Genomic DNA, 23,449 nt, shown 5'->3' with positions numbered 1-23,449 from the left:
TTATATGTTTAATCTTAATATATATAGTTATTAATGTAAACTATTTGTAAAGGATATAACGAGAATATTAAGATATTAAATTTATTCATACTTAAGTATTGAGAACTATCTCTTATAATGATACTTTTAAAGTTTTAATTCTTAATATGTTATAATAAGAATGGATTTTACAAGAATTAATAGTTAAAGAGGTATTTATGAAAGATAAATTATTTTTAATGACTGATAACTCATTTCACAATACAATTATGTATTTTATTAATAAAGAAGAAATAGATAATATAAATAAAAAAGAACTTTTTGATTATTTTAACAAAGTTTTCAATCCTCTATTTCCTTATAAATTTGACTTTATATTCAAAAATAGAAATAGTTTGTCAATTTTGTTAAGAAAAATTAATTATAACACTTCCAAGAAAAGTATATTCAAATATATGGAAATCAAAGCTATGAAGCGAGGAAATTATAAATATAGTTATATGATTTCCCAATTTCGTAAATATTTATCCACGATTCGTTCGAATCATTATGTTGCTGATGTTTGTTCAAAGAAAATAGACAAGATAATTATATATGAATCGTTTAATGGTAAATCATTTGCAGATTCTCCGAGAATGCTTTATTTCTATTTAAGTACTGCTTTACCGGAATACAAACACATTGTGGTTACGGATAATCAAAATTTAAAAGAAAAGTTAAATGAATCTAACATTGATACTGTTGAGAAAAATTCAAAGCAATATTTTAAGACCTATCAAAAAGCTAAAGTGTGGATTGCTAATACGAGATTATCACCTCAGATAGAAAAGAAAGATAATCAACTATATATTCAAACATGGCATGGTACACCTTTAAAGAAGTTGGCTAATGATCAAACAGTTATTTCAATACCTGATGTCAGGCTTGAAGAGTATCTTTATGAATTTAATAAAGAGACGAGTAGATGGGATTTCCTCATATCACCGAGTGAAACAGCAACTAAACGATTTAAATCTGCTTTTAATTTAAAAGAAGAACAGCTAATGACACTAGGTTATCCAAGAAATGATGACTTAGTTCAGTTAAATGATGAAAATTATATTATGCAACTCAAAGAAAAATATGATATTCCTTCTAATAAAAAGGTTATATTGTATGCGCCGACATGGAGAGATAATGATCGAACAGATATTGGTAAATACAATTTTAAACTGAAGCTTGATTTAGATGCTTTTAGTAAAGAGTTATCTAATGAATATGTATTACTCATAAGAGCACATTATTTAGTATCTGAACATTTAAATTTAGATGATTATAAAAATGTGTATGATTTATCAGATGCTAATGACATCAATGAATTATTCTTAATGAGTGATGTATTAATCACAGATTATTCGTCTGTTTATTTTGATTATGCTAATTTGCGTAGACCAATCTTATTTTTTGCATATGATAAAGATGAATATGCTAATGATATTAGAGGTTTTTATTTACCTTATGAATCAGATTTACCAGGACCAGTCTTTGAAACAAGTGAAGCATTAATTGATTATATTAAATCAATGCAACATGAAGACATACCTCAATTAGACACTTATAAAACATTTAACCATAAATATAATCAACTTGATGATGGAGAAGCAACTAAAAGAGTTGGAGAAAAAATTATTAGTATACTAAAAGTTTTTTAGAAAAGTAAATTCGAAACAAAGTTTAAAAGATGGATAAGATTAATTTTCTCATCCTAAATATTTTGGTTCAAAATATATGAGGTGTAAAATGATTAAAATTATAAATGTTCATGACCAGCATAATTTAAAGAATTATTTAATTACAGAATGTCATGAAGAAAATCATATTATTTTAATAGATAAATATACGCAAGTTAGAGAAGAAGTATTAAACAATTTAGAATTGGATAATCAATCTTATATTGTTGATTATACAAACAATGGTTATTATACAAACGATAGTAGATATATGGGAAAGGCATTTATTACAGTTGCTGATTGGTTTAATAATATAACGCTTCAACCAAATATTATTTTCAAAAAAGATGAGCTATTATGGCTAATTTCTAATTATAAGTGGGAAACGATATTTGATATCACATTAAATGCGATTTTCCACTTGGATGAAATTAAGATTGATCCTCACGTTATATTTGACTTTGTTCATCAAAGTAAACCAAGTGCAAGCTGTTTAGCAGCATTTAAAAATGAAAGTCTCAGTTTTGAAGAAAAATTCTATTTAAACAAAATTGCACTTTTAAATGGCATAACGCCAATATTTAAAGCGAAAGAAACATGTCTTCCTTCTATCGCAAGAACAGTTGATAAAGTCATGTTAAAATCACATTTTCAATTACCTAAAATTGCGTATCAAAAATTAAATAATACGGCACTACAAAAACAAATGAAAGCAATTAATATTTATGACAAAGATCAGTCGAAAATTAAGCCACATATTGTATTTTTAGGTTTCGATTATGGTTACAGAGGTAATTCAAAATATTTATTTGAGTATTTAATAAAACAACACCCTAAATATACGGTTTACTTTATTACGGACCAAGAAAAGGGTGATCACTTTGTGTCACCATCTCATTCTGATACGAAACAAATTATAGAAGAAGCAAATGTAGTGATACTTGAAAGTTACTTACCAGATCATTTTAAACCTAATGGTACAATCATTCAGTTATGGCACGGTACACCTTTAAAACGACTATTCTTAGACAGCAAAGAACCTAAACAAAATATTGATATTTATAATTATCGAGCACGTAAATATAATAAATTAATTAAACAAGATTATTTTATAACGGATGTGGATTCTATCAATGGTGTATTTAAATCTGCATTTCCATTAGAAGAAACAAAAATTGTTGCATGTGGTTATCCAAGAAATCAGTATTTATTAGAGCAACACTCAAATTCAAATGAAATAAATAAAATCAAACAGCAGTTAAATTTAAATACTGAAAAAGAAACAATTCTGTATACGCCGACATGGAGAGATAATCAAGAAGAAGAGTTTTTATTAGAATTTACAGATGAGATGAAAGCGAAATATAACATTATTTATAAATATCACGAAGAAGATCATGCCAATAAACAACATAATTATATCGATACAACACAGTTTGAAACACAACAATTACTACTTGTTTCTGACATTGTAATCAGTGATTACTCTTCAATCGTATTTGATGCATTAACAATTGATAAAAAAGTATATTTATATACACCAGATTTTAATAATTACGATTATAACCGTGGTTTATATAAAGAAGTTTATGAAACAATCAATGATAATCAATATTTTGATCAGTCATTATTGTTTAATGCAATTATGAATAACCATTATCATACGATTAGTGATCAATTTATCAACAAAAATAATCAGTCATACGAAACTATCACGCAATTGATAGAACAAGCTATGGACTGAAAAGGGGGATTTATATGAAATCTTTTACATTTTTAGTTCACAATATTTATCATATGGGTGGGACGACGAAATCAATTTCTAATTTGGCAAATAAATTAAGTGAAAAAGGTCACTCTGTAAAAATATTGTCAGTATTTAAAGCGAGCGATGAACCTTATTTTAAGTTGCATGAAAATATTGAAATTCAACCCATTATTGAATATAACAAAACCATTAAAGGTTTGAAAAATATATTTGTAAATAGAATCAATAAGTATACACCTTTTTTGAGTCCTAAAATTATTCATCCGTCTGAACCTGGACTTCATCAATTTTCAAGTAATATTGAGCAACAAATTGTTAAAGCCATTCAGAATGTGAATACAGATATTATTGTAGGAACACGCGCAAGTTACAATATACTTGTTAGCAAATATGCTAGTCAGTCGGTATTTAAAATTGGTATGGAACATATGTATTTACATGCACATGATGAGCAATATCAAAAAGATATACTTAAAAGTTATGAACAACTTGATTTAGTTACGACATTAACTAAAGAAGACCAACAAGATTATCAACAAGGTTTAACACACACTAAAGTAATTATTGTTCCAAATATACTAAAAGAAACTCAATATAACATAGATAAGCATAATACGATTGTTGCTGCAGGTAGATTTGAGCATGAAAAAGGTTTTGATTTGTTACTAGATAGTATCAATTTAATTCAAGACACAATGCGAAAATACCAATTTCAATTAGAATTATATGGAGATGGACAAGAAAAAGAACAATTCCATCAATTGATCAATCAATATAAAATTCAAGATATTGTGAAGCTTAAGCCGACTACTAATGCGTTACCACAAGTATTAGCTGAAAGTAAAATTACGGCTGTCCCATCTAGAGTTGAAGGTTTTGGTCTTGTTATATTAGAGGCTATGTATCAACGAAATGTAGTTATCAGTTATAAAGGATGTTATGGTCCAGAATTTTTAATTGAAAATCAAAAAAATGGTTATTTAGTAGACTATCAAGATGCTAAGCAATATGGAGCACAACTTGCATATGTTATTGAAAATTATCATCATCCTGATGTTCAAAATGTCATTCAAAAAGGTCTAGAAAGAAGTAACGATTTCGACGGTGATGTCATTTATGAGCAATTCATGAAAGATTTAAACAAGCATTTTAAATAAGCAACAACCTCAATCCCTAACAATCCAATTGTTAGGGATTTTTTAATAGAGTGTTAAGATATTGTAAATATTAATTAATTGTCTTTCTAATAAATATCCTTATATATATACTTACAACTGTATATTACTTAAAGGAGATTTTTATATGCAGACAAATCCTATCAATCTAGACAAAAAATTTAGACCTGAAATTGAAGGGCTAAGAGTTATTGCAGCATTATTAGTTGCGATATATCATATTTGGTTTGGGAAAGTGTCTGGAGGCGTCGATGTATTTTTCGTTGTTTCAGGATTCTTAATTACCACTTCCATTATTTCTAAATACAATAAAACAGGGTCATTTAAATTTATACCTTACATAACAGGATTAATTAAACGATTATTTCCTTCTGTTATAACTGTTTTACTCGTAACAGTTATCTTAAGCTTTTTCTTATTGCCAGAATCAATACTTGGCAAAACGATAAAAGAAATCTTTGCTTCTTTATTTTATTATCAAAACTGGCAACTCGCTTTATCGAGTACAGATTATTTAAATAAAGATCAAATGAAGACGCCAGTTGAACATTTTTGGGCAATGTCGATTCAAGGACAATTCTATATTATTTGGTTTGTCATCTTTAGTTTGATTTTTATGTTATATAAAAAATACACTAACCTTAAAGTTATTAATGTCATAAACCTTTGTTTAGGTACATTATTTATCGTTTCGTTATCGTATTCTATTTATTTAACGCACGTCAATCAACCTTGGGCATATTTCCATACATTTACAAGAGTTTGGGAATTCTCTCTCGGTGGCTTATTAGCAATCAACCTTAATAAAATTAAAATTAACCGCCTAGTAGCAAGTTTGATTGGATGGATAGGTTTAATTGGCTTGATCTTAACGGGTATTATTTTTAATGTATCAACAATGTTTCCTGGATATATTGCACTATGGCCAATGTTATGTGCCGTATTTATACTCGTTTCTGGTAACTATGAAACTAAATATGGTGTTAAGAAATTCTTAGGATCATCCATTATGGTGAAGGTTGGCGGATTGTCATTTGGCTTATATTTATGGCATTGGGTGATTTTATCATTTTATCAGTACCATAATAATGAACGACCTGGAATTGTATTAGGTATTTGTATGATTTTACTATCATGGTTATTATCATATTTCATGACACGTTATATTGAAAAGCCAATCAGAACAGCATCTTCTGATAAAATTGCACTCAAAAAATTAGGAATTGGATTAGCGATACAGTTATTGGCAATCGCATCTTTATATTTCATTATCTTTAATAATCCTTTTGAAAAAGAAAAAGTAGCGTTGAGTGAAAATTATCCCGGTGCAATGGCTGCAGAAAAGCATGTAAAAGTTAAAGAAGGTGTAGAAGCAATTCCAGAGTTTTCAAAAATCAGAAACGAATCACCAGATTCTACAAGGGACAAAGTACATCAAAAAATAGGTGAATCAAAAGTTCTAGTAGGTGAGTACGGTAAAAAAGAAAACTATGATAAGACAATTGCTTTAGTAGGGAGCTCTCACGCACAACATTGGTTAGGCGCACTTCAAAAAGCAGCTGAAGAAGGAAATTATAGAGTATTAAGCATGACGAAAAGTGGCTGTGTATTAACAACGAATGACAGTGACCGAGATTGTACAGAGTGGAATAAAAATTTAATTAAAGAACTTGATAAGCAAGATGTCGATTTAGTTGTAACAACTGCAGATTCAAGTACAGATGTAAATGGACAAATCGATCCATTACAATTAAAACAATATCTAAACATTACAAATACAAAAACACCAATTATGGCTATAAGAGATAATCCGAGATATGAGTTTAATGTTCCAGAAACTTTAGATAAATTTGGAGAACAAGAAACGATTAAGAAGATGAATGCTAAACAACGTTTGCCAAAAGTATCTAAATGGGACCAGCTTGAACAAAAGCCGGTAAATACAAAATATGTAGACTATACATCGTATTTCAAAGAAAATGGAAAGTTTGCACCTGTTATAGGTAACGTCATTGTATATATGGATAAAGGACATATATCAAATAGTTATTCTAAAACGTTTGGTCCTAAAATAAAGAAAGATATCGAACAATACTTTAAAGAACTTAATCATTAATCTATAAAGCCCCTCAATCATATGATTTTATATGAGCGAGGGGCTATTTTTAACACGAAATATTGAGCAATTGTAAACAATGATAAAAGAGTGTAAACCCTTCCTTAAGTATCTGTTAAACGACTGTTTATTGTATTCATAGAAGTTACAATATATTTAACATTACGAAAGTAATAGCTTAACAATTAATTATTAAAGGATGGATATAATATGAAATTAACTACTATTGGTTTAGGATACATTGGATTACCAACATCAATTATGTTTGCGAAACATGGTGTAGATGTTGTAGGTGTCGATATAAATAAAGAAGCAGTAGATAAATTAAATAATGGTCAAATTCATATTGAAGAGCCTGGCTTACAAGAAGCTTATGAAGAAGTGTTAGCTAAAAATAAATTCAAAGCAAGTATGCAACCTGAAAAAGCAGATGCATTTATTATTGCAGTTCCAACTCCAAATAATGATGATCAATATGAATCATGTGATATTTCGTTAGTAATGGGTGCAGTTGAATCCATCGTACCATTTTTAGAAAAAGGTAATACGGTCATTGTAGAATCTACGATAGCACCAAGAACAACTGACGATCATGTGAAACCATATCTTGAAAGCCAAGGATTTGAAATTGGTAAAGATATATTCTTAGTACATTGCCCTGAAAGAGTGTTACCAGGAAAAATATTACATGAACTTATTCATAACAATCGAATAATTGGTGGTATAACACCAGAATGTGTTGAAGCGGGTAAACGTGTATATGGAACATTCGTACAAGGTGAAATGATTGAAACAAATGCTAAGACAGCAGAAATGAGTAAGTTAATGGAAAATACTTACCGTGACTTGAATATTGCGCTAGCAAATGAACTTGCGATGGTATGTAATCATTTAGATATTAACGTATTAGAAGTTATCAAGATGGCGAACAAACATCCACGCGTGAATATTCATTTACCAGGTCCAGGCGTTGGTGGTCATTGTTTAGCAGTTGATCCATACTTTATTATCGCTAAAGATCCAGAAACAACGAATCTCATTCAAGAAGGTAGACGTATTAATCGTTCAATGCCTCAATATGTTATTAATGAGTCTAAGAAAATTTTAGAAACTTTAAATGGTCATAAGGTTGTTGTATTTGGATTAACTTATAAAGGTGATGTAGATGATGTCAGAGAATCGCCAGCATTTGATATATATAATGATTTGAGAAAAGAAAATGATATTCAAGTAGAAGCATATGATCCACATGTTGAGCTAGGCTTTGTCCAAAAAGATATTCAAAAAGCAGTTAAAGATGCATCTCTTGTATTAATTTTGAGTGACCATTCAGAATTCAAAAATTTAGTAGATCAAGATTTTGAAGGTATGAAAGACAAAGTCATTTTCGATACGAAAAATGTCGTTCAATCACAATTTGAGCAAGTTAAATATTACAACTACGGTAATTTATATACTTTCGGAAAAGATATTGCACTTTCATTTAATAAGTAAAGATTGAGGGGTCTTCATATGATAGACGTTAAAAGTCCAATTATTCAAAGCGGATTGAGCTTTCAAATTATTTTAAGAGAACCAGAAAATCAAGAAATATTTGATGTAGATGATGATGAACTTACAGTCGGCTATGCATCTGACTATTTAAATAAAGCATTAAAAGTTATTTCTGTAAAAGAGATAGAAAGTGAACTATATGGATTAATTGTAAGAGGTACGAATATTATAGGATGGACAAGATTAAATCATTCTATCAAATTAATTTCGAAACCTATTGATACGATAAGAGTAGATTTACGTCATTTCTCTACACCACAAATTAATAGAGAGCTAGGATTTAAAGTTGATTATAATTTGTTGTTTAAAGAAAAGAACTTTTCATCTAGAGCGTTGTATTTAATTGAAGGTGAAGTGTTAGAAGCTGTATTTAATAAAGGAACATTTACAGGGTTTGTGCCTACGAAAGATATAGATAGAGCAATTCCTATTAATAAAAAAGTATCGATAGAAGAATCTACAATTTTTTATCAAGATAGTGCATTGCACAAATCAATCGATTTATCTTTAGATGAAGAACAATTTGATTTCAATAACGTCTTGATCGATATGGTGTTCTTAAAGGCAGAATCGGTAAGGATCATAATTAAAAAGAAAAAATATTGGATTAGCTTAAATGATTTAGAAGATAAAAGTATAATTCAAGATTTAGAAGCTAAGCAATATGAAAATTATAACGAGTTAACACTAGAACAGCTGGATATGATTACAAACTTTCAAGAAGAAAGAAAAGAATCAAAATCTGCAATTGTTCGTTTGATAAACGAAAATATCTCATTACAAAAAACAAATAAAAAAGAAGAAAAAGCGCAGTATGAAAGACTATATATGAATTTGAAAAATTCTAAATTAGGAAAGATTCAAACGAAATACTGGAGTTGGAGAAATAGGAGGAAATCATAATGTCTTCAAATATGCCAACAAATATCAATCGAAATAGTAATATCGAATCCACTAAAGAGGCTTTAGTTAATTTTGATGATAAAACAAAAGTTGAACAATTAGAAGAAGTGTTAGATATTGTTGAACAAGATTATATGTATGGACTATATAAATTAAAAAAGGTTAAAGATCATACAAATCATCATAATTACTATAAAAAAGTAGCAGAAGAAGCAAAATTAGATTTCCTTGAAAATCACCAACAACATTTATCAAAACTTGTAAATTCTGATACGTCACGTGTATTTATTAAAAATAAATACAAAGTTGGTCTCATTGCTGATGAATTTTTATATAACTCATTTAAAGATATAGGTAATATCGTTTATTTAGATAGTGAATTTACGGATTTAACTAGAGATATGGATGTTGTGATTGTTGCGACAGCATGGAGAGGTATAGACGGAAGTTGGACAGGGTTAGCTTCAGTAAATAGTGAGAAACGAAGAATGCTCATTGAAGGCATTCAAAAGGCTAGAAAATTCAATATACCGATAGTCTTTTATTCTAAAGAAGACCCTGTCAATTTCCATTTATACAAAGATATCGCGACAGAATGCGATATTATTCTGACATCTGCTGCGGAAGTGGTAGAAGATTATAAAGAGTATTGTCAAAATGATAAAGTACATGTACTTCAATTTGGTATTAATCCTCATTACCATAATCCAGTAGGTACGAGAAATCCATATAATAAATCATTTAAAAACGATGTTATTTTTGCAGGAAGTTGGACTGAGAAATATCCTGTTAGAAACCAAGAATCTGCAAGAATCTTTGATGAATTAATCAATAATGAAAATGACTTAACAATTGTCGATAGAAACTTACCGTTAAGAAGAAGACGTTACCAATTCCCAATGAAATATATCCCATTTTTAACTATGCCAATCGATCATGAAGAACTAATGAAATTGCATAAAGTATATAGATGGGCAGTAAATGTCAATTCAGTAAAATATTCAGAAACGATGTTTGCTAATAGAATCTTTGAATTACAAGCTTTTGGGAATTTAATCTTATCTAACTATTCAGTAGGTGTTAATAATCAATTTCCAAATGTATTTATGATTAATCATAAAACTGATGTGGCACCAATTATGAACCAATATCAAGAATATGAAATAGAAGATATGCAGGCTAAAAGTATACGTAGTGTGATGAGAAACTGTACAACGTATCATCGCTTAGATGAAGTTCTATCATATATTGGCATTGAACCGACTCAAAAAGAATCACAAATACTCGTAGTTGTTGATGCATTAACCGATAAAATGAAAGATATTCTATATCGACAATTACATGTTCAGTTTGATGTTATAGAAGCGCAAGATACGATAGAAGATGCATCACAATATGATTTTATAACTTACATGAAAGATTCAATCGAATATGAAGAATATTATTTAGAAGATTTATTAACAGCATTCAAATATGTAGATGTTGATTTTGTTACGAAAGATAAACAACATGAAGCACATCAATTTATTGAAAAAGCTCAAAATAAATATGTAACAATGTATCATAAAAATATATTCGATCAACAATTGAATATTACACAATCTCAAAATGGCTATAATTTAGATCAATCAGAAATTTATGACGCATCTTTATATGGTCAAAGTAACCGTAAGAAAAAATTAAGTGTCATTATTCCAATTCATAATAATGGTACTTATTTAGAAGACAAGTGTATGAGAAGTTTAAGAAGATCTTCAATATTTAAAGATATGGAAATTATATTCGTAAATGATGGTAGTACGGATTCTGAAACGATATCTATTATTAATCGATTAAGAAGACGATACCCAGATATCGTTTACTATGCATATGAAGAGGGATCAGGTAGTGCTTCAAGACCTAGAAATAAAGGTGCTGAACTTGCTTCTACAGATTATATTACTTATTTAGATCCTGATAACGAAGCTACTGGTGATGGTTATGCAACATTATTAGAAGAAATAGAATCGAATAAAGATGTCGATATGGTTATCGGTAATATTATTAAAGAAGATAATAAGCGCAGAGCATTGTTTAATTATGCTGGCACAGTTATGAAGTATAACGATGGAAAATTATTAATCGAAGACCCTAAAAAATATATGAAAAAATGTGGTCTGCGTGCTCAAAGTATTCAAGCTTTAATCATTAAATCACAAATTATTAAAGACAATAATATTCGAATGATTGAAGGTGCTGCTGGCCAAGATACTTTATTCTTCCAAGAATTAATGATTCATTCTAAAAAAGTACAAGCTGTAACAGATGTTATTCATATGTATTATGCTGCTGTGTCTGGATCAGTTACAAATTCGATTTCTAAGAAGCTATTTGATAAATATTACACGTTAGAAATTGAAAGAATTCCATTTTACGAAAAACATGGATTGTTAACATCCTACTTAGAACATAGATTTAATTTTTACGTTAAAGGCTGGTATTTGCCAAGATTAGAAAAAGTAAAACCGGAAGAAAGAAAAGAAGCGGTAGAACGATTTTTAGAAATATATAGTTTGTATGATCAATATAAACGTCCAGAAGACCATGATTTAAATCAATATGTTGAACATTTAAAGCAAGAAGTTCAGCAATAATTGCATGATTGATATAAGGGGGTGTGTATGATGGATAATACGTTCATAAATTTTAACAAAGCATATATGATCGTTCCTCGACAAATTTCAATTGAAGATAAAAACTATCGTCAATATGTTCAATTTACTGACTTTACGATTTATTTTTCAAATGATTTAAGTGCTTATGAGTATACAAAGAATGATATCAAAGTAGTCATATTAGGTCATTTTGTGCATACGAAACATGTCGATTTAAAATATCCTGAAATATGCGCCCAATTATTATCTCACGAAATAGATTCTTATGCTTTTCTTGAAGAGATGAGTTTTTATAATGGCAGGTATGTTATGTTAATAGAGTATAATGGACGTTTGCTACTATATAATGATGCAACGTCATTTTTATCATTGTATTATCATGCATCTCATGATTTATATGCTAGTCATTCTGAATTAGTGAATCAACTCGTAAAGTTATGTTTTGATAAGACTTGTGAAAGAATCGCACATAAGTCATATGGATTTTTAGACTATAGTAAATATAAAGATGTTTATAAATTCAATGCCAACACAAGATTTAATATAACAGACCATACAATTAAAAGAATTTATCCAATCAACCCATGTGTTAAGAAATCAGCAGAAGAAGTATATAGTATCGTTAACCATGAAATTGAAGCAGCGGTTGATTATTTATTTCGATTTAATCAAAAAGTGATTTGTTCTATCACTGCTGGTCATGATTCTAAAGTATCCTTATCTTATATTAAAGAACATATCAATGATGTGAATTTCTTTACTTATACAAAAAATATAGATGAATTAGAACATGAACATGCTGCTCGTATTTATCGTATAGATGAATATATCTCTCAAAAAATGGCATATAATTTAAATTTAAAGCATACGCTATTTAATATGGATCAACTAGCAGTCAATTCAAATTTGATCGATAGATATCGGTTATACGAAACAGATCATAGTATTCATTTAATTAATTATTATCATGAGAATAGGTCGTTTAATCATTGTATACATTTAAAGTCTACTATCTTTGAACTTGCTAAAAACATTATTCCGAAGCGGATACAACGAACAGACTCATTTTTACCGTATGAAAATGCAATCAAAAAATGGGCTAAAGATTTTCCGCTAGATCAATTATCTCACGATTATTTAATAGAATTTATTAATAGAAATGAGCTCTATAAGACGATTGAATTAGGTTATCATCCTTACGAAACGTTGTATTACGAATCTAGAATGAACGGTTGGCATAGCTGTATTGTTCAAGAAAGTGATGATTATTTAGACGTGTTTAGCTTAATCAATACGAGGCATATCTTATTCGAATTTATGAGTATTGAGCAGGAAGATAAGCAAAACCAAATGTTACATAAATTGATGATTAAACATCATTGGCCAATTTTAAATTATTTTCAAATCAATGACATGAACACATTAGAGTATAGAATAATTCAATTAGAAGAAGACACAAATAGAGATGTTGAGAGTTTGGCTCATGTAATGATTCAAACTGAAGATTTCTATCAAGTCATACAAAATGAAAAAAAGTTATTTCGTGCATTAACACCTAAATTTAGTAATGAAAATCAAAAGAAAATGATTTTAACGAATACGCAGGATAACACGATTACACTTGAGTTGAGAACATTTTATCATAATAAAAATGGCAGAAATACGGTGTACTTTGATATTGAAAGTGAGCCAATCGACTTAGTAGATTTGAGTAAAAACAATTTGGAATTGATGATAGAACCACAATCATCAATTACAATTTCTGTCTACGCAAGTAAAAAAATTGAGAAAACATCATGGATCAGCGCTTCACAATTTGAACTTATTGAAAAATAAAAATCAAGTAGGTCGTTATATATGAAGATAGTTACTGAAATCTTTAAAGAACAATTTAATAATTTACCTAAAATTTTTAAACTTGCAATTTATAATATGAAAAGTCAATATGCCAATCATTATCTTGGTGTATTTTGGAATATATTACAACCCATCTTACAAGTTGCTGTATATTATCTTGTGTTTGGTTTAGGTTTAAGAGGAGATGCGAGTGCACAAGTAGTAGGCGTACCATTTTTAGTACATCTTATTTCAGGTTTGTTTCCTTGGTTATTTATATCACAAGGGATCAATACAGGTGCATCTGCAATTCAAGGCAATGTAGGACTCTTATCAAAAATGAAGTTCCCATCTTCAATATTTATTTCTATAGCTTTAACAAATAATATGATTAATTTAATGATTACATCAGCCATTTTATTTGTCATATCTGTTATTAATGGCTATGTACCTTGGTGGCATTACTTTTGGTTTATATACTTTTTAGTCGCATCTTATGCAATTATTTTCGGTATTTCATTAATTATGAGTACATTAATTATTGTTATTCGCGATACTAAAAATTTATTACAAAATGTTATAAGAATGCTATTCTTTATGACACCTATCTTTTGGGCGATGGAAGAAGCACATGGTATTTTACAAAGGTTAGCAAGTCTAAATCCATTTGCATATTTAGTAGGTGTTTATCGTACGGCATTTGTGCATGATAACGTATCTGTGTACGGACAATGGCATGATCATTTATATTTTTGGCTTTTAACAATTATATTATTATTAATAGGTTCATTGGTTCATTCAAGGTTTAAACGGAAATTACTAGACTACTTATAGGGTGTTCATAATATGACAAAGAAATTATTAATGATTTCACAAAATTTTTATCCAGAACTTGGGTCAGCCGCAAATCGAATGAAAATGATGTTCAAAGCTTTTCGTTCAAGTGGTTCAGACCCGACAATGTTAACAACTGAGCCAACATATCCTAACCAAAGTTTATTTGAAGACCAATCTTATTTTACAGATGAATCTTTAAATAAATTAGAAAAGAAGAAAATTATTCGAATGAAAATGCATGGTAATAAGCAAAATAGTAATTTTATCATGAGGTTAGTCTATTATATAGAACAATATGTTAGATTAAGAGTCTTCTTGAAAATGCACAATGACGATTACGATATTGTGTATGTTTCTAGTCCAAATATATTTCTAGCTTGGGCGACGCTATTTTTTAAAAGTGCGAAACATCCGACATATGTATTAGAAATTAGAGATTTATGGCCAGACAGTGTAAATGGATTAAAGCATATTAACATAAGTTTATTTATGCCACTGTTAAAATATTTAGAGAAAAAAATGTATAATTCTGCAGATAAAATTGTCATTAATAATGAAGCATTTAGGTCACATATTCAGAAGCGATTACAGCGAAAAGTGCCTATATTTTATTTACCAAACGGCATTTCAAGAAATGAACTGATAAGTGAAGAAAAATATAATGATTTTAGTGTTATTTATACAGGAAATATTGGATATGCCCAAGATGTAGATAAACTTATTTCTATATGCTTAGCTTTAAATGATAAACAAATCAATGTTACAGCGATTGTTTATGGTGTTCAAGCTGACAAATTTAGAAAAGCTGTGAGAGATTGTAAGTATATTCAAGTGAAAAAGCCTATGGATCGTACAGCTTGTTTAACTGAAATATCTAAACATCATATTTCACTTTCAATTTTAGAATCTTCAGATGTGTTTATGAATGTGATGCCTGGAAAAATTGTTGACGCTATTGGTGTTGGAACACCTCCTATATCTAATATTAGTGGTCCAACTGAAGCCATTATTCAAAAATATAATCTAGGATTTGCAAGAAAACAAGCTTCAATAGATACAATCGTAAACGAAATTGAATCATTAAAACATGATGAACAAGCATTATCCATTAAAGCCAAGAATGCACGTGAATATCGTGATGAACACCTTATTTGGGAAGATAATATTGAAAAGCTTATGACATTTTTAAGAAAAGGTGATAGAGATGACAAAAACTTATAAAATAAAATGTGAAAATGTCTCGAAAGTTTACGACTTAAATGTAAACAGAAAAGATAAGCTGCTATCTTTATTTACTTTTGGATTAAGTTATAAATCTAAACCTTATTATGCTTTACATGACATTTCATTTGAAGTAGAAGAAGGGACTTCTGTAGGCATAATTGGACTGAATGGTTCAGGTAAATCAACTTTATCTAATATTCTAGGCGGTGTTGTTGAACCTTCTTCTGGAACAGTTTATACAAATGGTAAGCCGTCGCTAATTGCGATTGGCGCAGGGTTAAATCCTGAATTTACAGGTGAAGAAAATATTCATTATAAATGTTTAATGCACGGTATGTCGCAACGAGAAATAAATGAAAAATTTGATGATATTGTTCAGTTTAGTGAGCTTGATGAATTTATTTATCAACCCTTAAAATCATATTCTAGTGGTATGAAATCAAGATTAGGCTTTGCAATTGCGATTCATACAGATCCAGATATACTTATTGTCGATGAAGCATTGTCAGTAGGTGATGAAACATTTTCGAATAAATGTATAGATAAAATGCATGATTTACAAGAACAAGGAAAAACAATATTTTTTGTATCTCATTCAGCAGGACAAATTAAAAAAATGTGTAAAAAAGCGATTTGGATACATTATGGTGAGATGGTTGCATATGGTGAAGTCAATGATATCGTGGCGAGGTACGTTAATCTCATTCAGAAAGTAAAAAAGAAATCGAAAAAAGAACAATTAGAATATAAACGTATTAAAATCCAACAACAACGTAATAAAGAAGTTGATGATTCAGTCATACAAAAAGAAAAAAGACCAACAAGTTTATTAGCGATGATTGGGATCATGAGTGTGGCATGGATATATATACTACTATTCCAAGTAGGGATACTATAAATTGCATGGAATGAGGTTATCAAATGAAAAAGGTCACAATGTTTGTATGGAATCATTTTACGAATGATGCAAGAGTCAATAGAGAGTGTACAACTTTAGCGGATAATGGATATGATGTAAATTTAATTGCGATAAATGATCCGAAAAATCCTGCTATTTCAGCTTATGAAGAAATATCTAACACATTTAAAGTTCATAGAGTGAAGAGATATCCATGGTTATTGCAAGCTTATCAAGATCATGGTAAGAAATTCTTATTAGTTGTAGCTGGTGTCCAAGTTGTTATTATACCAAGTCTTTTCTATATAAGTTTCACATTAATGGCAGCTTATCTGTTATCACTCGTGGTTGCTGCAGGTATGATAAAGTTTAAAAAAATAAGAAAATGGTTTATAAATGGTGCAATTATTACGAGAATGATTGTAAAAGGTTATATACAAAATGCTGATATTTATCATGCAAATGATTTAAATACATTGCCTCAAGCTATCGTATGTTCTAAATTGCGCTTAAAACCAAAACTTTTAATTTATGATAGTCATGAAGTTCAATCTGACAGAACTGGTTATAATCCAAAGACAATTAAGCGTATTGAGTCGTTTATGTTAAAATTTGTAGATCAAATGATTGTAGAAAATCATACAAGAGCAAAATACAATGAAGATATATATGGATTCTATCCTAAAACATTATATAACTACTCAGAGAAATACAATATTGAAGAAAAGCCACAAATCAATTTACATAAGAAAATAGGCATCAATGAAGATGAGAAAATTTTACTTTATCAAGGCGGACTTCAACAAGGAAGAGGACTTGAATTGCTTATAGAAGCGATGGATGAAATTGAAGAAGGGCATTTACTATTTATCGGTGGAGGGAAGTTAACGCAACCTTTAAAAAAACAAGCCGAAGCTTCCAAACAAGCTGATAGAATTCATTTCTTAGATAAAGTACCATTTCAAGAATTACCATCATATACGCGTGAAGCATATCTTGGGTTCCAAGTGTTACAGAACATTTGCTTCAATCACTATTCAGCAAGTTCAAATAAATTATTTGAATATATGATGGCTCACGTACCAGTTATCAGTTGTGACTTCCCAGAAATTAAGAAAGTAGTTGAAGAAACTAATACCGGTTTAGTTGTGGATTCACATAACGCTTCAGAAATAGCTAATGCAGTGAATCAACTTGTAAAAGATACAAGCTTAAGAAATCAATTAAGTGAAAACACTAAACAAGCTAAAGAAATCTACAATTGGAATAATGAAAAATCAAAATTACTCGAAGTCTATAATCAATTTGTACCATTGGAGCATTCAATAACTCAAGTTGATACAAAATAACAGAAGGTCTACCATGCCTCGGCATGGAAGACCTTTTTTATGTGTTTTGAAGTAGTCATCAATTATATTTAGTAACTTGTGTTTTGTAAATATTGGGATTACAATTATATAATTAAGATAGTAACGGTAGAAGGAGTAATTGTAAGATGTATATTAAAAAGAGTATAGAACGCGTTAGCAATTTTATTGAAGTAGGTAATGAACGAGAAGCAATGATGTTACTAAGAGATCTAGAAGCAAATGTAGTAAGATATGATTTTGAAATAATGGGAGACGGATTTAACAAATTTGCTGAAATATACGTATCACAAAAAAACAGAAAAAAAGCAATCGAAATGTATCAAAAAGCAATCCTATATTATAGAGAAGTCGGAAACCAAGAAAAAGTATCCCAAGTCAGTCGTAACTTTGAAAATCTGATCTTGTAGAGTTTAGCTGTAAAGTAGATATAATATAAAGTACCTTCCAGAAAATAATTTTGAGGAAGGTACTTTTTTATTAGTAGAATTGATTTTGTTTTCATAGTATAAATAGGAGCTCTGTATTTATCAAGACTCATCAAACTAGATAAATAGGAGGTCTGAATATTGCAAGTGGGGCATGACTAGCAATATTGAGGGTCTGAACATTGCAAGTGGGGCATGACTAGCAACATAGAGCCCCCGAATATTGCAAGACTGACCAAACTAGCAACATAGCAACCTCAATACAATCCCAAATCCCCAGCCATCCAACCAATACTGACCAATCCCCATCTAACCAACCAACTCACTCTCCATACCATTAATTAATTCTATTCAAAATAAAAAAGCTGTTATTAAAGTCTCTGACTTTAATAACAGCTTTAAATATATAGGTTTTACATATGGGCGCTGTGTCCGCCAACCATAACCCAATAAGTACCGATTATTACTAATAAAGTAATAATTACTGCGAAGAGTACTTTGAATGCAGTTGCGCGTCCATCTGGTCCTTCTGTTAAATGCATGAACATTAGTAATTGAACTAATGCTTGTAAGAAAGCAAATCCAATAATGATTGATGTTCTTACTTGTAGTGACATGCCAGTGTATAACATGACATAAACAGCTACTAATGTTAATACAATTGAGAATATTAAACCGACTGTATGTGTAACGACTGTTTTATTCATGATCCACTCACCATCCCTACAAGATAAACTAATGTAAAGATAAAGATCCATACAACATCAAGGAAATGCCAGTATAAACTTCCGATAAATACTTTAGGTGCATTGTGTTCATTTAATCCACGTGTAAGGATTTGGATTAATACACCTAAAATCCAGAATATACCTAAAGTAACATGGAGACCATGTGTTCCTAAAAGTATAAAGAATGAAGACCAGAATGATCCTAATTGAGGTGTAACACCTTCATGAACATAGTGAGTAAATTCGTAAATTTCAAATCCTACGAATCCGGCACCTAAGATAAGTGTAATAATCATCCATACCATCATCATTTTGACATTTTCTTTACGCATGTAGTAAACACCGATACCACAAGTGTAACTACTTACAAGTAATAGGAATGTCATAATCATAACTAATGGTAATTCAAATAATTCTGGTGTAGTGAAACCACCGTATGAACCACTTTTCTGTAATACTAAGAATGTTGCAAATAATGTACCGAATAACGCAACCTCAGCAGTAAGAAAGACCCAAAATCCGAGTTTATTTAATTGTCCTGTTTCATTAACAGTATCAATTGTATTGTGGTGTTCATTACTCATCTTTATTGTCCTCCTTTTCCTGTAATTCTTGTTCACGTAATTCGCGTAATTTTGCTTCATTTTCTTCTAATTCTTCAGCATGAATATGGTAGCCGTAGTCTTTTTCGAAACTTCTCCAAACCATACATGCTAATACGCCAATACCAAAGATAATTGCTGGTATATATGTTTCAAATACTAGGAAGAATCCACCGAATAAGAAACATACTGCCATCCAGAATCCAACATGTGTATTGTTAGGCATATGAATATCTTTATAATCTCTATCGTCAAGATAGTGTTTACCATTTTGTTTCATTTCTACAAATGTTTCAGTATCATACCATTTTGGTGTAATAGCGAAGTTGTAGTGTGGTGGCATTGCTGAAGCAGTAGCCCATTCTAATGTTCTACCTAAACCATTCCAGTTGTCACCAGTTGCTTCACGTTTCGCTTTACCAAAGCTGTATACGACGTTCCATACTAGAGCTAAGAAACCAATACCCATCAAGAATGCACCAATTGTAGAGATGAAGTTTAATGAGAACCATCCATCTGCTTGAGTGTATTTATATAAACGACGTGGCATTCCATCTAAACCTAATAGGAATTGTGGTAAGAAACATAAGTTGAATCCTAAAGTAAATGTCCAGAATAACCATTGATTAATCTTTTCATTTAATTTGTGACCAAACATTTTTGGATACCAGAATATTAAACCTGCGAAACATGCGAATACAACACCAGCGATAATAACGTAGTGGAAGTGTGCCACTAAGAAATAAGTATTGTGATATTGATAGTCCGCTGCTGCCATAGCAAGCATAACACCTGTAACCCCACCTAATGTGAAGTTTGGAATAAAGGCTAATGCGAATAACATAGGTGATTCAAATGTAATTCGACCTTTATATAAGGTTAATAGCCAGTTGAATATTTTAACACCAGTTGGTACGGCAATTAACATAGTTGATATTGAGAAGAATGAGTTAACTAATGCACCACTACCCATAGTGAAGAAATGGTGAACCCAAACGATAAAGCTTAAGAACGCAATACCACCAGTTGCCCAAACCATACTTTGATGTCCGAATAATCTTTTTCTAGCAAAAGTAGGGATGATTTCAGAGTAAATACCGAATGCCGGTAATACTAAAATATAAACTTCAGGGTGACCCCATACCCAGAAGAAGTTAGCCCATAACATTGGCATACCACCATTAGCAACTTCAAAGAAGCTTGTTCCCATTAAACGGTCGAAAGTCATTAAAGCAAGTGCGACAGTTAAAATAGGGAAGGCTAAGATAATTAATAATGATGTAATTAATGTTGTCATTGAGAACATTGGGATTTGCATAAATTTCATTGATTTAGTACGTAATTTTAAGATCGTAACGAAGAAGTTAATACCCGTCATTAACGTACCAATACCAGAAATTTGAATTGCAATTAAATAATAGTTAATACCTGTACCTGGACTGAAGTCAGTTGCAAGTGGCGCATAGTTTGTCCAACCAGCAGCTGGCGCACCACCAAGTACGAATGAAATATTAAATAATCCCATTCCGGCAGCAAATAACCAGAAACTTAAGTTATTTAACATAGGGAATGCAACATCTCGAGCACCTAATTGTAAAGGAACAACAACGTTCATTAAACCGATTAAGAACGGCATTGCCATGAAGATAATCATGATTACACCATGTGTTGTAAAGATTTCATTATAGTGCTGAGATTTAAGTAATGTATTATCAGGTGTCATTAATTGTAAACGGATAAGAAGTGCATCTACACCGCCACGGAAGAACATAATGATTGCAGATATAATATACATTACACCGATTTTTTTATGGTCAACTGAAGTTAACCACTCTGTATAAAGCCATTTCCATTTTTTATAGTATGTTAGACCACCAACAACGCATATACCTGTTAATACAAGTAATACTTGCGCCATTGTTATCATCCAGTCACTTTGAACGATAAATTCATTCCATGGAAAATTCATTACTTGTCACCTCCATGGTTCTTTTCTGAAGATTTTTCATCATCAGATTTTGCATCTTCTTGCATTTTTTCCATTTCGTCCATATGATGTTTTTCTTCTTTTTTGAAGTCACTGTCATATTTTTCGTTATTTTCAAGAATCATAGGTTTCATTCCATGACGTTCATAGTTAGGGTTTGTAACAGTCACTTTACGTGCAGGTAATACTGGTTTTTCAGTTACGCCTTCGCTTTCATCATAGAAGTTTGGATCTTTTGGTTCATAGCGGAAACGTTTATAAGCATGGAAAATGTATTCAGGATCCGCAGCAGGATCTACATATGCTAAGTGTGTTCCACTAAAAGTAAGTTCCTCATTCTTAGTTGTAGGTAAAATTTGATGATCGAATGTATCTTGATCAATTGTTTTACGTTTTTGAGATTTAGAAACCCATTTATCGTAATCTTCGTTGCTTACAGCGTTAACATTAAAGGTTTGTCTAGAGAACCCTTCACCATTAAAGTTAGAGTTTCTTCCTTTGAATGTACCTGTTTCATTAGCTTGCAATGTCCAATCCATTGTCATGCTAGTCATAGCGTACTTCTGTCCACCTAATTGAGGTACCCAGAAACTTGTCATTGTATCCATAGATTGTAATTTAAATAGAACTGGTCGACCTTCTGGAATCGTTACATGATTGACAGTTTCGACTTTCTCATCAGGATAACTAAAGAACCATTTAAAGCCAGCACTTGTTGCATAAATAACAACTGGGTCTTCTTCAGACTTAGGTGCTTCTTCATAATTGTACAATGATTTAATTGTTGGTACGGCTAATATCACAAGTATGATGATTGGAATAATGAACCATACAACTTCTAAAACGACGTTGTGATGCATCGTACCAGATGTTTCATTTTTTGTTTTTCTATATTTAATAATAAATATTAAAAACAAAACGGAGACCACTATAACAATAAAGACCATCATAATAATTGAAAAGATAATTAAGAAATGTTGATCTTCAGCCATAGGGCCTTTGGGGTTTAATACTTCTAAATTTGAACAACCACTAAGTAAAATACCTAATGTTGACATGAGAAGTATTGACTTTAACTTTGCCACGTTTTTTACCTCCCAATTTTCTATATACCTATATATATGGCTAGACCTTAATTTTAAAGGATTTAAACATATTTACAAGGTTATAAAATAGGGTGTAAGCGTTATAATATAAAGATGTATTTAATTAACTTTGATATGACGCGTTTTTTTCTAATTGTTAAATTTTTGTGTACATTTTAAAAATATTTAAAAAAACGAAAAAACATCTTTAAATTGTTAAAAACATTGAGTTTTCAGGTTATTAAGAATAGTTCAAAATATTTTTAATGTTCTTAAATAGGTACTAAAATGAAACGTAAATTTAAAAATTACACTTTTGATAAATATAAAAAAACAAACCAAATGAATGATTTCATTTGGTTTGCTTCAGAGTGTCGACAAAGTCTTAGACTTTGCCGGCATTTTTTTATGCGCATGCTTTCCGCGGGCATGTTCTCAGCCTGTAGTCTTCGAATCATGCTGTTCCCGCAGGAGTCAGCGCTAAAAAAACACCAAATATTAACAAACCATTTTATAATATAGATGAAATTTTATTTAGGAGTTGATTCTATGTTAAATAAAGCTGAAGATAAACGTGACCAATATGAAATGATTTCTGT

General features: G+C 30.3%; 17 protein-coding genes. 13 read left to right on the top strand and 4 right to left on the bottom strand.

What is annotated here, in order from left to right:
- Positions 1–197: 197 nt before the first annotated feature.
- The 13 genes from LQ686_RS08405 (at position 198) to LQ686_RS08345 (ending at position 18,430) form a co-directional block, all read left to right on the top strand.
- Complete coding sequence (locus LQ686_RS08405) at positions 198–1,670, top strand: CDP-glycerol glycerophosphotransferase family protein (RefSeq protein ID WP_119475439.1); 1,473 nt, start codon at positions 198–200, stop codon at positions 1,668–1,670.
- Between the two features lie 88 nt (positions 1,671–1,758).
- Positions 1,759–3,432, top strand: a complete 1,674-nt coding sequence (locus tag LQ686_RS08400) for a CDP-glycerol glycerophosphotransferase family protein (protein WP_239733271.1) — start codon at positions 1,759–1,761, stop codon at positions 3,430–3,432.
- Between the two features lie 14 nt (positions 3,433–3,446).
- Positions 3,447–4,613, top strand: coding sequence for a glycosyltransferase (locus LQ686_RS08395; protein WP_107596804.1), 1,167 nt, complete (start codon positions 3,447–3,449; stop codon positions 4,611–4,613).
- Positions 4,614–4,758: 145 nt separating this feature from the next.
- Positions 4,759–6,747 (top strand): acyltransferase family protein, encoded by a 1,989-nt coding sequence (locus LQ686_RS08390; protein WP_107596805.1) that lies wholly within the window; start codon positions 4,759–4,761, stop codon positions 6,745–6,747.
- 210 nt (positions 6,748–6,957) lie between these two features.
- Positions 6,958–8,241: a nucleotide sugar dehydrogenase gene (locus LQ686_RS08385; RefSeq protein WP_025905443.1), complete on the top strand. Its 1,284-nt coding sequence runs from the start codon at positions 6,958–6,960 to the stop codon at positions 8,239–8,241.
- 18 nt (positions 8,242–8,259) lie between these two features.
- Positions 8,260–9,204, top strand: coding sequence for a hypothetical protein (locus LQ686_RS08380; RefSeq protein ID WP_107590756.1), 945 nt, complete (start codon positions 8,260–8,262; stop codon positions 9,202–9,204).
- Positions 9,204–11,837: a glycosyltransferase gene (locus LQ686_RS08375; protein WP_107565827.1), complete on the top strand. Its 2,634-nt coding sequence runs from the start codon at positions 9,204–9,206 to the stop codon at positions 11,835–11,837. Before LQ686_RS08380 ends, LQ686_RS08375 begins: the two co-directional genes overlap by 1 nt.
- Positions 11,838–11,867: 30 nt before the next feature.
- Positions 11,868–13,694 (top strand): hypothetical protein, encoded by a 1,827-nt coding sequence (locus tag LQ686_RS08370; protein WP_107596807.1) that lies wholly within the window; start codon positions 11,868–11,870, stop codon positions 13,692–13,694.
- Positions 13,695–13,715: 21 nt separating this feature from the next.
- A complete protein-coding gene (locus tag LQ686_RS08365) occupies positions 13,716–14,528 on the top strand; it encodes an ABC transporter permease (protein WP_025905439.1) in 813 nt (270 codons plus the stop codon).
- Between the two features lie 12 nt (positions 14,529–14,540).
- Complete coding sequence (locus LQ686_RS08360; protein WP_107565825.1) at positions 14,541–15,752, top strand: glycosyltransferase family 4 protein; 1,212 nt, start codon at positions 14,541–14,543, stop codon at positions 15,750–15,752.
- A 58-nt stretch (positions 15,753–15,810) separates the two neighbouring features.
- Complete coding sequence (locus LQ686_RS08355; RefSeq protein WP_411814896.1) at positions 15,811–16,653, top strand: ABC transporter ATP-binding protein; 843 nt, start codon at positions 15,811–15,813, stop codon at positions 16,651–16,653.
- Positions 16,654–16,676: 23 nt separating this feature from the next.
- Positions 16,677–18,002, top strand: coding sequence for a glycosyltransferase (locus tag LQ686_RS08350; RefSeq protein WP_107596808.1), 1,326 nt, complete (start codon positions 16,677–16,679; stop codon positions 18,000–18,002).
- A 146-nt stretch (positions 18,003–18,148) separates the two neighbouring features.
- The gene (locus LQ686_RS08345; RefSeq protein WP_103361564.1) at positions 18,149–18,430 is read left to right on the top strand and encodes a hypothetical protein; all 282 of its coding nucleotides are present in this window, start codon (positions 18,149–18,151) and stop codon (positions 18,428–18,430) included.
- Between the two features lie 431 nt (positions 18,431–18,861).
- Here the strand turns inward: LQ686_RS08345 and qoxD are convergent, their stop codons facing one another.
- Genes qoxD through qoxA form a run of 4 tightly spaced genes read right to left on the bottom strand, consistent with a single transcriptional unit; the run spans position 18,862 to position 22,850 of the window.
- Positions 18,862–19,155, bottom strand: coding sequence for a cytochrome aa3 quinol oxidase subunit IV (gene qoxD / locus LQ686_RS08340; protein WP_025905215.1), 294 nt, complete (start codon positions 19,153–19,155; stop codon positions 18,862–18,864).
- Positions 19,152–19,760 carry a cytochrome aa3 quinol oxidase subunit III gene (gene qoxC, locus LQ686_RS08335; protein WP_025905214.1) on the bottom strand — a complete coding sequence of 203 codons (609 nt, stop codon included), beginning with the start codon at positions 19,758–19,760 and terminating at the stop codon, positions 19,152–19,154. The genes qoxD and qoxC overlap by 4 nt, the downstream gene beginning before the upstream one ends.
- The gene (gene qoxB / locus LQ686_RS08330; protein ID WP_025905213.1) at positions 19,753–21,747 is read right to left on the bottom strand and encodes a cytochrome aa3 quinol oxidase subunit I; all 1,995 of its coding nucleotides are present in this window, start codon (positions 21,745–21,747) and stop codon (positions 19,753–19,755) included. The genes qoxC and qoxB overlap by 8 nt, the downstream gene beginning before the upstream one ends.
- The gene (gene qoxA, locus LQ686_RS08325; protein ID WP_107596809.1) at positions 21,747–22,850 is read right to left on the bottom strand and encodes a cytochrome aa3 quinol oxidase subunit II; all 1,104 of its coding nucleotides are present in this window, start codon (positions 22,848–22,850) and stop codon (positions 21,747–21,749) included. The genes qoxB and qoxA overlap by 1 nt, the downstream gene beginning before the upstream one ends.
- Positions 22,851–23,449: the final 599 nt, after the last annotated feature.

Origin of the sequence: Mammaliicoccus sp. J-M41 (genome assembly GCF_022385935.1) — a bacterium.
Taxonomy (GTDB): Bacteria; Bacillota; Bacilli; order Staphylococcales; family Staphylococcaceae; genus Mammaliicoccus; species Mammaliicoccus sciuri_A.
The sequence above is the reverse complement of the archived record's forward strand: the minus strand, read 5'-3'. Positions and strand labels throughout refer to the sequence as shown.